At 40.3% G+C, this 14,154-nt stretch carries 12 protein-coding genes; 7 read left to right on the top strand and 5 right to left on the bottom strand.

Annotated elements, in window-relative coordinates; translation table 11 throughout:
• Positions 1-115 precede the first annotated feature (115 nt).
• The gene (locus tag ACIR131C_RS22350; RefSeq protein WP_035371758.1) at positions 116-841 is read right to left on the bottom strand and encodes a S1C family serine protease; all 726 of its coding nucleotides are present in this window, start codon (positions 839-841) and stop codon (positions 116-118) included.
• 183 nt (positions 842-1,024) lie between these two features.
• Between ACIR131C_RS22350 and ACIR131C_RS0109580 the strand changes: the two genes are divergently transcribed.
• The 3 genes from ACIR131C_RS0109580 (at position 1,025) to ACIR131C_RS0109570 (ending at position 5,771) form a co-directional block, all read left to right on the top strand.
• Entirely contained in the window at positions 1,025-3,427 is a 2,403-nt protein-coding gene (locus ACIR131C_RS0109580; RefSeq protein ID WP_028090016.1) for an endonuclease MutS2, read from the top strand.
• 145 nt (positions 3,428-3,572) lie between these two features.
• Entirely contained in the window at positions 3,573-4,175 is a 603-nt protein-coding gene (locus ACIR131C_RS0109575) for a DUF3038 domain-containing protein (protein ID WP_028090015.1), read from the top strand.
• Between the two features lie 63 nt (positions 4,176-4,238).
• Positions 4,239-5,771, top strand: coding sequence for a DUF4335 domain-containing protein (locus tag ACIR131C_RS0109570; RefSeq protein ID WP_028090014.1), 1,533 nt, complete (start codon positions 4,239-4,241; stop codon positions 5,769-5,771).
• Between the two features lie 339 nt (positions 5,772-6,110).
• Here the strand turns inward: ACIR131C_RS0109570 and ACIR131C_RS0109565 are convergent, their stop codons facing one another.
• Entirely contained in the window at positions 6,111-6,491 is a 381-nt protein-coding gene (locus ACIR131C_RS0109565; RefSeq protein ID WP_028090013.1) for a DUF1830 domain-containing protein, read from the bottom strand.
• A gap of 695 nt (positions 6,492-7,186) precedes the next feature.
• On the opposite strand from ACIR131C_RS0109565, the gene ACIR131C_RS0109560 reads away from it, so the two are divergent.
• From ACIR131C_RS0109560 to ACIR131C_RS0109550, 3 genes are read left to right on the top strand one after another with little or no spacing between them, the layout of a single operon-like run.
• Positions 7,187-8,752, top strand: coding sequence for a photosystem II high light acclimation radical SAM protein (locus ACIR131C_RS0109560; protein WP_028090012.1), 1,566 nt, complete (start codon positions 7,187-7,189; stop codon positions 8,750-8,752).
• Between the two features lie 60 nt (positions 8,753-8,812).
• Complete coding sequence (locus ACIR131C_RS0109555) at positions 8,813-10,231, top strand: DICT sensory domain-containing protein (protein ID WP_028090011.1); 1,419 nt, start codon at positions 8,813-8,815, stop codon at positions 10,229-10,231.
• Positions 10,228-10,863, top strand: a complete 636-nt coding sequence (locus ACIR131C_RS0109550; protein WP_028090010.1) for a pentapeptide repeat-containing protein — start codon at positions 10,228-10,230, stop codon at positions 10,861-10,863. Before ACIR131C_RS0109555 ends, ACIR131C_RS0109550 begins: the two co-directional genes overlap by 4 nt.
• A gap of 471 nt (positions 10,864-11,334) precedes the next feature.
• On the opposite strand, the gene ACIR131C_RS0109545 is transcribed toward ACIR131C_RS0109550, so the two are convergent.
• Positions 11,335-11,757 (bottom strand): HEPN domain-containing protein, encoded by a 423-nt coding sequence (locus ACIR131C_RS0109545; RefSeq protein ID WP_028084328.1) that lies wholly within the window; start codon positions 11,755-11,757, stop codon positions 11,335-11,337.
• A complete protein-coding gene (locus tag ACIR131C_RS0109540) occupies positions 11,750-12,076 on the bottom strand; it encodes a nucleotidyltransferase domain-containing protein (RefSeq protein WP_028084329.1) in 327 nt (108 codons plus the stop codon). The genes ACIR131C_RS0109545 and ACIR131C_RS0109540 overlap by 8 nt, the downstream gene beginning before the upstream one ends.
• Positions 12,077-12,275: 199 nt before the next feature.
• On the opposite strand from ACIR131C_RS0109540, the gene ACIR131C_RS0109535 reads away from it, so the two are divergent.
• The gene (locus tag ACIR131C_RS0109535) at positions 12,276-13,163 is read left to right on the top strand and encodes an SMP-30/gluconolactonase/LRE family protein (RefSeq protein WP_028090009.1); all 888 of its coding nucleotides are present in this window, start codon (positions 12,276-12,278) and stop codon (positions 13,161-13,163) included.
• 438 nt (positions 13,164-13,601) lie between these two features.
• Here ACIR131C_RS0109535 and ACIR131C_RS0109530 read toward each other — a convergent pair.
• Positions 13,602-14,154 (bottom strand): DUF4351 domain-containing protein (locus ACIR131C_RS0109530; RefSeq protein WP_028090008.1); only part of this gene is annotated, 553 nt, incomplete at its 5' end.

The raw sequence follows: 14,154 nt of genomic DNA, 5'->3' as shown, positions 1-14,154 counted from the left end.
CAAGAATCTCCTCATTTGGGAAAGGGACATTTAATTTCTGTGGGGTGGGCATCCTGCCTGCCCTTGCAAATAAATAGACTAGAAGCCTATACTAATCTCAATTCTCAACAGACTATTAGCGCCGTAAACGGGAAATATTTCCCTGACGAATTGCTGTTAAGAAAGGTTGGATTTTATTTACCAGGATAGCAATACTAATACCACTGTTACTGCCATTTCTATCAAGTCGAATAGCAGTATTTACGCCAATAACTTGGGCTTGGGAATTGAGAAGTGGACCACCAGAACTACCAGGATTAATTCTAGCATCATGTTTAATTATACCATCTTGTTCGTCAAGATTGCTCAAAACACCAGCAGTAAAATTATTTTGATTGTCATAACCAAAGGGACTACCAATAGCGTATACAGACTGTCCCACTTGGGCTGATTTTGCTAAAGATAATGTGGGTAAATTCTTCTGATTACGAATTTTAATGGCTGCTAAATCTAGACCATTTTTAGCAAAGCCAATTACGTCAGCAGGAAGTCGTTTACCGTCTTCTAAAATTACAGTCACGGTTGCAGGTGCATCTTGCAAAACGTGAGCATTGGTAATAATTAATCCGTCTCGACTCACGATAAAACCACTTCCAGAAGTTTTACCAGTGTTGATGTAAACTACAGCGGGACTGGCTTTTTGATAAACTTTAATTCGTGTTTGTTCTTCTGAATTTTGAGATATGATAGATTGAGAATAGTGATTTGCTGGGGTCAAAGCCAACCCATTCGGTGATCCTAGAGCCTGTACAGATAAGACAGCAAGCCCTGTAACTGCTATCAGATATGGTTTTCTGTTCATTGGTGAACTTGGTAGACACTAAGGTATATGAGACTGTATTCCCCAAATTATCCAGGATAAATGGAAAAATCCAGTCAATGTTACGATTTTTGTAACAAAAAAACCAGAAAAATTTTCTCCTGGAAAATCTAGCCTGACAGCAACTAAAATTGTTACTATAATTTCAGATTAGTTGTTGAAACCTTGATTCAATCTGAAACCTTAGAATTACTAGAGTGGCCTCGACTGTGCCAGCACCTTTCTACCTTTGCGGCAACTAAGTTAGGGTCTATAGTTGCGCGTAACTTGCCCATTCCTGAAACTCAGGCAGAAAGTGAGCAGTTATTAGCGCAAACTAAAGAAGTTTATGAATTGGAAAGTCGTTTACATCCGGGATTATCTTTTGAGGGTATACAAGATATTGGTGATTCCCTAGAACGGGCTGTACTGCAAAGTATTTTACCAGGGGAGGAGCTTTTAGCGATCGCTACTACCCTAGCAGGTGCAAGAAATTTACGCCGTGTTATTGATAATCAGGAAAATATCCCGGTTTTAAACGATTTAGTCTCAGAATTGCGGACTTACCCGGAATTAGAGCAGGAAATTCACCGTTGTATTGACGAACGTGGGCAAGTTACTGACCGTGCTAGTCAGAAAATGGGAGAAATTCGGGGGGAATTGCGGAAAGTTCGCAGCCAAATTACCCAAAAACTGCAAAATATTATCCAAGCAAAATCGGGAGCGGTTCAAGAGCAGTTAATTACACAAAGAGGCGATCGCTTTGTTATACCTGTAAAAGCTCCGCAAAAGGACGCAATTCCCGGTATTGTTCACGATACCTCTACCAGTGGTGCAACTCTATATATAGAACCTAATAGTGTTGTACCATTGGGTAATCAACTACGTCAAATTATTAGAAAGGAACAAACTGAAGCGGAAGCAATTCGCCGAACCTTGACGGAAAAGGTAGCAGAAGTTACACCAGATTTAGAAAGATTATTAGCCATTGTCACCACTTTAGACCTAGCGGTAGCAAAATCACGTTATAGTTTCTGGATAGGTGCTAACCCGCCACGCTTTGTCAATCCTGAAGAAAATGAAATTATTACCTTGCGGAATCTGCGCCACCCGTTGTTAGTTTGGCAACAGCAGCACGAACAGGGAAATGCAGTAGTACCAGTAGATTTATTGATTAGTCCTCAAATCCGGGTAGTCACTATTACAGGACCAAATACTGGGGGAAAAACGGTAACTTTAAAAACTTTGGGATTAGCAGCGGTCATGGCCAAGGTAGGTTTATTTATTCCTGCCCGTGAACCGGTGGAAATGCCTTGGTTTAGGCAAATTTTAGCCGATATTGGTGATGAACAGTCATTACAACAGAGTTTATCTACTTTTTCTGGACATATTCGCCGCATTAGTCGAATTTTAGAGGCATTAGAACCCAGTGAAAATGATTTTTCCCCCTTAGCAATTAATTACCAATCTCTGGTATTACTTGATGAAGTGGGTGCAGGTACAGATCCGGCGGAGGGAAGTGCGTTAGCGATCGCTTTACTCAAATATCTCGCTAATCATACCCAATTAACTATGGCTAGTACGCACTTTGGCGAACTTAAAGCACTCAAATACGAAGATCCTCGCTTTGAAAATGCGTCCGTAGAATTTGACGAAACTACCCTGTCACCGACTTATCGTTTGTTGTGGGGTATTCCCGGACGTTCCAACGCCCTGAGTATTGCTTTACGGTTAGGGTTAAAGCCGGAAGTGGTAGCAGAAGCGAAAACCCAAGTCGGAGAAGCTACGGATGAAGTAAATCAAGTTATTGCGGGTTTAGAAGCCCAACGCCGTAGCCAGGAAACCAAAGCCGCAGCAGCCCAAAAATTATTACGTCAAGCGGAACGCTTGTATAAAGAAGTTTCTGACAAAGCCGCTGCTTTGGAAGCCAGAGAAAAAGATCTACGTGCTTCTCAAGAAATCGCCGTTCAACAAGCAATTAGCCAAGCCAAAGGGGAAATTGCCCAAGTTATCCGTCGCTTACAAAAAGGGACACCCAACGCCCAAGATGCCCAACAGGCCACCGCCAGCATTAATCAAATTGCCCAAAAATACGAACCTGCACCGCTACCCAAAATTCAACCTGGTTTTATGCCTAAAGTGGGCGATCGCGTGCGGATTCCCAAATTAGGTCAAACTGCTGAAGTTTTGACAATTCCCGACGTTGAAGGCAATTTTAGCGTACGCTTTGGTTTGATGAAAATGACCGTACAACTGCAAGATATAGAGTCACTAGATGGACAAAAGCCAGAATCAGTAGTTAAACCTAAAACAACCCCATCTGTAATTGTACCAGCACCACCAGTTCCAGCCATTCGTACCTCTAAAAATACTGTAGATTTGCGCGGAAAGAGAGTAGCTGATGCTGAATATATCTTAGACAAAGCCATTTCCGAAGCCCCAGGACCCTTATGGATTATTCATGGACACGGTACTGGTAAACTCAAGCAAGGGGTTCACGCTTTTTTGCAACAACACCCCAGAGTTACTCACTACGAACCAGCCGAACAAGCTGACGGTGGTAGTGGTGTTACTATTGCCCATATATAAAACAGGGAGCAGGGGAGGTAGGGAAGGGAAGGTAAGGGAAGTAAAGGAGGTAAGGGAAGTAGGGGAAGCAGGAGTAAATAATAATTTATTTAGATGTTGAATGACCACGGACAACTGACCACTGACCACTGACCACTGACAAAATATGCTAAAAGTTATGCACTCAACCGCTAATTCCGCTATAGCAAAATCACCTTGGGAGGATTTAAGCCAAATCCCAGCCCCAAGTACAATACAATGGGAAAATATCAAAACTCAGTTAGACTTGGCATTACTGGCGCTAGAAACCCTAACTGGTATTGGTTCAGAAGCAATGCTATCTGCCGCAGTTAGTCTTAATTTAGAATCCAAAATACCAGATCGGGTGGCATTATGGCGATTACGTCAATCAAATCCTCTTCGCAAAGGCCAAGGGGGACGGAAAAAGTTAGATGTCGAGGAAGCGCGATCGCTCGTACTAATTATTTGCTATCTTGCTAAACAACATCAAGAATTAATTCGCCGCGCTGTAGGTTTATTAGAACAAATGACAGCAAATAACCAGAAACCCCACCAAACGGCTTTATTAGGAGATTATATAGATGGTTTTTGTAATACTTACCAAGAGCGTATGGAAGAAGAGGTAACAACCTCAATAGACTTACTTACGAAATTAGCTCTCAAACTGTTAATAAATTTACTTTTTTATAGTGCTGCTGGTGGACACCGGCGTTTATGGTTAGCACTAATAGACATTTCCCCAAAATAAGCTTTAATTTTCGATTTTCAGCCTAAAATCCGAAATTCCCTATTTTTTCCTTCGCAATTTGTTATGTCTTCATCAAATTCCGTCATTCGTCGCTATACCGCCCCCACTTGTACCCTGGAAATTTGGGCGCAAAATTCATCTTTGTCCCGTTGGGCGGAAAGAAATGTGATTAGAGATTTGAGTTTTCGGCTAGAATTTGATCACTCAGGACTATCAGCAGACTCTCAAATCCTGATTCAGGGTGATAATCGGCAGTTAGAAGTTTTATGTGATACTGTTACCAGTTACGTCCAAAAAATTATCCAAGCATCTGCCGCAGATTTGAGTGACAGTTTATCAAATACAGATCATGATAATAGAATATTAGAGCCGGAATCACAAAATGTTCTCACATCTGTCCTTTCCACCCCGACTCCACCAACCTTTGACAACCAAACTCCCGAAGCAAAAGTTTATTTAGAACCTAGTCATAATTTAACTCATAAACTGTTTCTTGGTGATCTTGCTAACCAGACATCTGGATCTGTGATTGAATTAAGTTTACTACAATTATTTGATTTGGCAACGGTAATAGATGAATGCTCATCTAATATGATGGTCTTACCAACTATCAGCACTGAAACTACTCGCCCCAGTTTACCTCAATGGGTTCCCATAGCCGCAGTTTTGGTAGTAGCTACCAGTTTAACCCCATTTACCTGGCAATATGCCCAAAAAATTCAACAAAATCAGCAAAAAATAGCCAAAAACAACTATCCTAGCCCGGAAAAAGATCAAGTTGAAGATCCTGCCCTTTCTTTTAGCAACGCCCTGCCAATACCACCAATAAACTTAAATACACCTGGAACACCGCTAACCCCACCACCTATCAATTCTACCACACTCTCACCATCCCTTTCCTTTCCCAATGGAACTATCCCAGCCGCACCAAAAACATCACCTCAACCTGCATTAACTATACCACCTAATACTTTTTCTTATCCGGCAGTACCTAATCCCCCAGGCAACTCTCCGGGTATTACTGCTAAAAGTGTAATTAATAGTACAAAACCAAAGAATTTACCTTCTACTAAAATTCCCTCCAGTGTTTACACACCACCTCCGTCTATTGTCAGTATTACCAAGGAGAGTTTTAGCAATAGTCCTAACACACTTTCTAGCTCTGATATTATGGAATTAAAGCAGGATACCGTGGGAATTGCTACTCAAAATCAGGACTCTATACCCAAAAATAATGATAATTTAGTCAGCAGATTAAGAACCGCAACTAAAACTACTTCAGAAACACAAGCTAGTAATAATAAGACTTTATTTGATACACCTCAAATTGCAGAAGCGAGAGAATATCTAAATAAGCGTTGGCAACCTCCCACTGGACTAGATCAAACTTTGGAATATAGTTTAACATTGGGTGTTGATGGAACTATCGAAAGAATTGAACCTTTAAATCCATCTGCCAGACAATATATTGATAGTAGTGGTATTCCCGAAATTGGTAAACCTTTTGTTTCTAGTAATAAATCTGGACAAAGCCTAAAAATACGAGTTGTCCTGAGTCCTGATAGTAGGGTGCAAACATTCCCAGAAACACCTTGACGCTTCCTGAGGATTAATCTGGCTGGATGTTATGCTACGGGTATACAACGGCCAATCTCAGTACAAGTCTTGCCCGCTATATAGCAGTTTCCATTTAAGTGAGGTACAAGCAGTAATAATTAAACTCAAATAAACGCAGCTAAACGCCGCTAATTTTGTACTTGATTAGACTTGGAGACGCTATAATCATACAGGTTAAATGCAGTACGGTTTAGTGAGGACTTTAGTCCTCACTTCGAGACGCTACACGAAGAAAATTAAGGTTTAAGCCCTGGCTACCAACAAAAATTATATTTTTTGTGACAATTGTATAATTCCTGAATCTTTACCTCCAGATGTCTATTCAACTATTTGCAAGGGTTTTGTAGTATCTACATTTTTTTTATTAATTTCCGACCCCACTGAATGACTATTAGTAAGATTTATTTCTAAGGATGAGTTATTTTGTTCTTCATCACCACTAAGTTCATTGACAACGAGGCGATCGCAGGGAATGGTATCTGATATAATAGCACTGGCCATCATTCCTGTGTGAATTTCCATTTGTGCCTCTCTAGGCACTTCAAACACTAGTCTTTGTCCCGGGAATACTACCCTTTCAAAGTACCAGTTAGGAATATTGGTAATACGAGCCACCTGGATCTTACTTGTGGCATTAACGTAGCAGCAGAGAATTTTCCCCGAATGCTCCGGTGGTAGAGGATCTAATATCTGAGCCATAACTGGTGGTAAGCTGATTTACGCCACAATTTTATTTTAGTTATGTCAACCTAACACTGGATGATCCCCTGTTACTGTAACTGCGACTACCATCTGCTATTTTCTGCATTGTTTATATCTAAAGTTATATCTAGTTTCTAAAATTTTTGTAAATAAATCTATCTTTTGCTGATCAAATCCGTCATAAATAAGAATATGGCTTTTTTTTGGGTATAACTGCCGTCAATTCTTTTTAGCTAAGAATTTCAGCCGTTACTTCCTGATCTTTAACCACCTTGCTAAATGTGAACAAGTAGGTAAACGGAAAAAAACCGACATAAGTAACGAAAAGTAAAGTTGCCCAAAACCTCTTCCCCGTTCCCTGTAACCTGTTCCCTTGTCATAAGGACAATTTTTAACGCCAACCTACTTATCTGTGACATCTATCTCCCATGAATCCCAACGGCAAATCATTCCTCAATTCATCAACTCAATGTTATGGTGAATGTATATGAAAATTTTGTTCATAAACCGCCTTCTATAATAAGCAAATTTTATGCAGTCCAGTTTTCAGTTTTTTGTGTACCACAAAATAACTGCAATGTCAAGGATAATCCTGATTAAGTCATATAACTTTTGACTCTTGACTCTTGACTCCCGCTGGAACGGTACTAATCTTTCCCTCAACAACGGTAAGCAGTGCAGTTAAACCCGGTATGAACCCAACTAAAATTCTCTATGTTCGTCTTCCCTGTAACCCTATCTTTCCCATTGGGGTTGTCTATCTTTCAGATCATGTTCACAAACTATTTCCCAGTGTAGAACAGCGGATTTTTGACTTAGGTACAATCCCACCTGTAGATTATACTTCCGCTCTAGACCGATCTATTGATGAATTTAAACCCACACTATTAGTCTTTTCTTGGCGAGATATTCAAATTTACGCACCAGTAGGAGGACGAGGCGGAAATCCTCTGCAAAACGCTTTTGAATTTTACTACGCTAAAAACCCATTCATCAAATTACGTGGTGCTTTGGGCGGGTTAAGAATTTTTATAGCTTATTATGTAGAGTTATGGCGTAATCTCGGTTTGGTTAAACGGGGTTTAAAACGCGCCCAAAAATATCAGTCTCAAGCCCGTGTAGTCTTGGGTGGTGGGGCTGTGAGTGTATTCTATGAACAGTTGGGTAAAAGTTTACCTACGGGAACAATTATTTCTGTGGGTGAGGGAGAAACACTTTTAACAAAACTGCTCAATGGTGAAGATTTCCGCAATGAACGTTGTTATGTTGTGGGAGAAAATGCACCGCGTCCACGCTTAATTCATGAACAACCCACACCTCTAGAAAAAACAGCTTGTAATTACGATTACATTGAGACTATTTGGCCGGAATTTAGTTATTACCTGCAAGAACAAGATTTTTACATTGGTGTGCAAACTAAACGCGGTTGTCCCCATAATTGCTGTTACTGTGTTTATACTGTAGTTGAGGGTAAACAAGTCCGCATTAATCCCAGTGATGAAATTGTGGCAGAAATCCGACAATTATACAATCGTGGTATCCGTAATTTTTGGTTCACAGATGCTCAGTTTATACCTGCACGTAAATTTATTGATGATGCTGTGGAATTACTCCAGAAAATCGTTGATTCCGGGATGTCAGATATTCATTGGGCAGCATACATTAGAGCCGACAACTTAACACCGCAATTGTGTGAGTTGATGGTAAAAACAGGTATGAATTATTTTGAAATCGGTATTACTAGCGGTTCTCAAGAACTTGTCCGCAAAATGCGAATGGGTTACAATTTACGAACTGTTTTGCAGAATTGTCGTGATTTAAAAGCTGCCGGTTTCAATGATGTAGTTTCTGTTAATTATTCCTTTAATGTCATTGATGAACGTCCAGAAACTATTCGGCAAACTATAGCATATCACAGGGAATTAGAACAGATTTTTGGGGTTGATAAAGTTGAACCCGCTATTTTCTTTATTGGACTACAACCCCACACCCATTTAGAGGAATATGCTTTTAAAGAGGATATTCTCAAACCGGGTTATGATCCGATGAGTTTAATGCCTTGGACCGCTAAAAAGCTTTTATGGAATCCTGAACCTCTGGGTTCTTTCTTTGGTGAAGTCTGCTTACAAGCTTGGCGACAAAATCCCAACGATTTTGGACGGGAAGTGATGAATATTTTAGAAGCCAAATTGGGTCGCGCTGATTTGGAAACGGCGCTTTCTGCACCCATACCAGAAAAGCAGTTAGTGTCAATCTAAGTTCAGGTGATTTCTAATCACCGCTATACGGACTAGTAAAATTCAAAAAACCCTAATTTCATGTTACAAGGTTCAATTCTCCAACAGTTAGAAACTTCCCACCGCCATAGTTCGCGCCCAATTCATTTTGGGGTGTACTATAAGAATACCTTGGTTGCCCTCTGTCATGCTTTAGAAGACCATATTTTAACTAGAAATAATGCTCCTTTGGTAATTACGGCTTTCCAAGAGGGTAAATGGTATCTAGAAGAAGCGGTCAGATATGCAGATATCGCTCAACACAGCCAACAAATTGTCATTATGGCCGCTGCTGACGCTGGTTTTGCGGAACATCCCACTAGCCAGTTAAGTAATGTTAATCTGGTAGCGTTGGCAACAGATGATCCTGTAGCTCAGGAATGGCATTTGATGATTTTATCACCTGACTACACAGCGATGGTAATTTGTCAAGAGTTATCCCCAGATGATTATGGGATTGAGGGCTTGCCAACTTCCGATTTAGAGCGGAAATTCTACGGTTTATGGACATTTGAGCCGGAATTAGTCCAGGAAACCGCAGAATTAGCGATCGCGCATATCAAAGACTATCATCCCGAATTAGCACTGAAACTTACTCAATATAAAGAGGCAATTCATACACATATATCTTCATCGGCGGATGTGGCCACCGTCGTAGCCCGTGTTGTTGATTACCTGAAAACAGGACAGGACAACTTATCTATTCCCGTAGCATCTCATCGAAAATCTCTAGATCGTAACTTGGTATCTAATGAAATCCAAGCATTTTTACGGATGGCGCAATTGATTGATTTAGCAGATATCAATCACCATGGTGTAGCCACGGAAGTAGCATCTGTAGTAGAAACAATGGGGCAATTGTTAGATATACCTGCATGGCAAATTAAAAGATTACGTCTTGCGGCTTTGTTACATCGCATAGGTTCACTGCAAAACGTTGAGAGTCTGATTACTCCCAGTCACTTAACTACATCTGATCTAGAAAAAGCACCTAGTTGTCCTCTGGCTTGTCCCCTCGTACCAGGAGCGCAAGCATTACGAATTATGCCACGATTACGGGCAATAGCACAAATTATCACCCATCAAACCGAATGGTGGAATGGAACAGGTGAACCTGCTGGTTTAGTCGGTGATGATATTCCTTTAGAATCACGAATTTTGTCACTAGCAGCAGAATTTATCAGACAAGTTAATCAGTATAAATACTTAGGTAAAAGCGAAGGGGAAATATTTTCCCAAGCTTTAGATCAGTGCCGGCAACAACAATCTACCCGCTTTGATCCTAAACTTGTAGATACCTTAAGTTTATTAGTCATGGGCTTACAACAGGGACTTGATTTATCCGTGATCACACCGAAAGTCGGCGGCGGTTTGTGGTTACTTGATTCTCGTTGGGATAGCCACAGCAAAAGCAGTGAACAAATTTCATTATACAGCACACCAGGGAGAATTTACGGATGATTAGCAACAATAAACAACTTGCTGGCGCAAATTTAGAGGACGAGAATCTATCTTACTTAGATCTAAGAAAGATAAATTTAACAGGGGCGCATTTAGTAGGGACTAACTTTAGTGGTTCTCAATTGGAGGGTGGCCATTTTGCTGGAGCAAACTTAATGGGTGCAAATCTGCAACAAACTGACTTGCGGGCGAATTTAATGGGTGCAAATTTAATGCAAGCTGATTTGACCGGTGCAGATTTACGTGGTAGCAATTTGAGGGGTAGTAACTTGATGGGAGCAATCCTGAATGATGCGTCTTTAGCTGGTGCTTTTTTAAGTGGCGCTAATTTGATGGGTGTAAATTTACAAAGTAGTGATTTACGATGTGCAGATTTACGAGGTGCTAATTTAACGGAGGCTAATCTCAAATGTGCAGATTTAAGCGGTGCAGATTTGCGAGGGGCTTTACTGAATGAAGCGAATCTTGAAGAAGCTGATTTGCGAGGGGCAAACTTAGCAGGAGCGGATTTAAATGGAGCGAATTTACTTTGTGCGGAATTAGATGCTGTGAAGTTAAATGGCGCAAGTTTAGATAAGGTATGTATGGTGGGTACAGTTTTAAAAACTAGTACCGAATATATGGTAAAATAGTTTATCTGTTTTTCTATGCTTATTTACATTTTGGTAAATAAGGGATTTGTATAAGCACTGCTGCGGGGGGTTCTACTGAGGGTTTGTAACAGTTGTGGTTTTTGTATCTCACTCAAGTAATAACCGTATTTCGGTTACTGCAAATACAATAGTTTTCTCTTATAATTCTAAGCTTTAACATTAGACCTCTGGCAAAATTAATTTTATGTTATGATTGGGGTTTGTGTTAATTTTAGATAAAAGTTAGAGTTACACGGCTATGGTGTTCTTTGCGATCGCAAAGAACACCAAAAATACATAAAACCTAAAACCTCCTATCGTACCACAGAAACAATTGTGCAAGAGGTCTATTAGCCTAATGTCAAGAATATCGTAAGTGACTTTTGTGAATGAAAAGGAAGTTTAGATTAGCTTGGCTGGTTTTGGCGATCATGTTTGGGTTAGCGGGCATAATTCCCATTAACATAGGAATTACTTTTTACCAAACTCACTCTCAAATTCACTTGGCAATTTTTGAATAACAAATTCTAGAACTGAAGCAGCCATCTCCAACGCCTCCTCAGCTTCGTATCTTTCCGGCTCAATCGCATCTCCTGGATAGCGGAATTCTGTCGCATAAGGGGTCAAGGTATCAGCCACATCTTTCAGATCCTGAAAACCCGGTTCAGACAATGAACACATATCTAACAAAACATCCAAATCATGGGTTTTTCTGACTGCCCGCTCTTGATATGTCAAATAAGCCTTTAATGCCTTTTCAGCAGCTTGTTGACAATGGTAAACAACTGCATCCAAAAGAGATTCTTCATTTTTAATTAGCACATAGGCGGCCTTTAAATCTCGCTGGCTCTTGATTAACCACTGTCTAGTTTCTGCAAATTTTGCATCATCCATACAGGAGTTTACCTTGACGGATTATCTGATTGACTAGTGAGTTTGCTACACTAGCCTTGAGTTCAACTTCTGAGCGGGTCATCACCAGAATATCTTTTGGGATACCAATACCGCGCAAGGCCTTATATGCATGACGCGCTCGACGATAGCGAGGTTCATCTGATTTTGATATTATCACCAATAAGTCAACATCGCTATCCTCTGTCGGTTCACCGTAAGCATAGGAGCCGAAGAGAAAAATCTGTTCTGGTTCGAGTGCAGTCACAAGCCGATGAGTAATTTCATTTAGAAACTCAGTGCTTAAATGCCTTACAGCCATATAATTTAACTTATAAGAAGATGAGCTAAGAACCCCGGAATTGATGCCTAAAAATCCCAAAAATTTTTGGGTATGAATGTCTTTTAAGCCGGGGATTTATTCCCCAGTGATAAGTTGATTATATTTGATGTTATCATCTCAATTGAGAGCAGGGGAGTGTGAATAGTTCGATTCTTAATTGGAAATGGTGAAAATTTTGATGGACTGGCTTAAATCTGAAAAATACCAACTTAATCATGTTTTAGCAGCACGTTCTCGTTTGGGAGAAGGACCAGTTTGGGACTCAACCAAAGGTCTGCTTTATTGGGTGGATATATATAACCATAGAGTAAATCAATTTGATCCCACAACTGGACAGAACCTTTTTTTTGATGTGGGAGATGTTGTCGGTTCGATTGCTATCGCAGGTCAAGATAGACTCATTATGGCACAACGCCATGGATTAGCATTTTTGCATCTTCAAACAGGGGAAATAACTCCAATTATACCAATTGAAGCGGATATGACAGAAAATCGCTTTAATGACGGTAAATGCGATCGCCAAGGTCGTTTCTGGTTTGGTTCTATGTGTCCAGGTAAAAATCAGGGTAGCCTTTATCGGTATGATCCTGATGGTTCATTGCATTTAATGGAAACAGGATTAACCATTGCCAATGGTTTGGGGTGGAGTCCAGATGAAAATATTTTTTATTTAACCGATTCTGCTCAACAAAAGATATATGCTTACAACTTTGAAGCAGCAACAGGTAGAATTAGCGATCGCCATATTTTGGTAGACTTAGCCGGTGAGTCTTTTTATCCTGACGGTCTGACTGTAGATAGTGAAGGGAATATCTGGTCAGCAATGTGGGATGGTTGGTGCGTAATTCGTTTTAATTCTCAGGGAGAGGAAACCTTACGGATACCCTTACCCGTGCAACGTCCGACAAGTTGTACTTTTGGTGGTCAGGATTTGCAAACACTTTATATTACCACAGCTTCCGTTGGTTTAAATGAGGAAGAAATTCAGAAAAGTTTCTATTCTGGTGATTTATTTGCTCTCCAGACTGATATAACTGGATTACCTACTGATAATTTTAGGCTTTAAGATTAGCCTAATGTCAAGAATATGGTAAGTGAATTTTGTGAATCAAAAGGAAAGCGATTCCTACGGAGAGCTTCGCTATCGCTCTTGCAAAAATCGCACAAACGAGGATAGCAAACTGCTTGCAGCAGCACTGACGCGATCTCTATGAGTAGTTTTTTTAGAAAAGGTAAGTATAGATGAGTATGCCTGGTTTTAGCGATCGCTCTAGTACAACACAGCGTCAATAAGATCACCATTAAAAGCTACGAAAATTTGATTGCTTACAAGGCTTAAAAATGGTTGATTCACTTACACCGCACGGTAATAGGTCTATTCAGCATAATTCTTGCAAAAATTGCTATCGCCTCAGCGCTGATGCCAGCAGTTTCCTCGGAGGAAGAAATCAATTTCCCGCCTGGATCAGGTTAAAATCCTTATTCAATTCAGCAAGGTAGATGATCACTTCAGATTCTCCTGGTTACTTAACCAAGTATCTATGTCTGTGGGGTTGATAAAATCAAGGAGGACTTCTCCTAATGCTTCAAGCATGGGAACGGATAAAGCGCGAATTTGGCTTTCTTGATTTGGGGTCATTACTCCAAAACGACGTTTTAACTGACGGATAATCAGTTTCGCTTCCCCTTCCTGTGTGCCTTCCTCTCTACCCTCAAGTCTACCCTCCTGTATACCCTCAAGTCTACCCTCCTGTATACCCTCAAGTCTACCCTCCTGTATACCTAATTGGAAAACATCTCGATAAAAACGGCTTTGAGTAATATCAGCGGTTTTTAGGTTTAGCATTTTTAATATTTCCTCCAAACTCAGGTTAGGGAATTTGTTTACCAGTATAGCTTCAACTAAATCAAGTTTTTGTCTAAATTCTGGTTGACTTTTGCTACTTTCTAGTAGGTTTTGAGCAGCTTGAACGGTTTTTGTTTTCGGTAGGATAATCAATTGCAGTAATGCTAAATTGGGACTTAGGGGATTTTGATGTAGTAGGTCTTGTAGGTAA

It is taken from the genome of Dolichospermum circinale AWQC131C (genome assembly GCF_000426905.1).
Lineage (GTDB): Bacteria > Cyanobacteriota > Cyanobacteriia > Cyanobacteriales > Nostocaceae > Dolichospermum > Dolichospermum circinale.
This window is presented reverse-complemented; position numbering and strand designations above follow the sequence as displayed.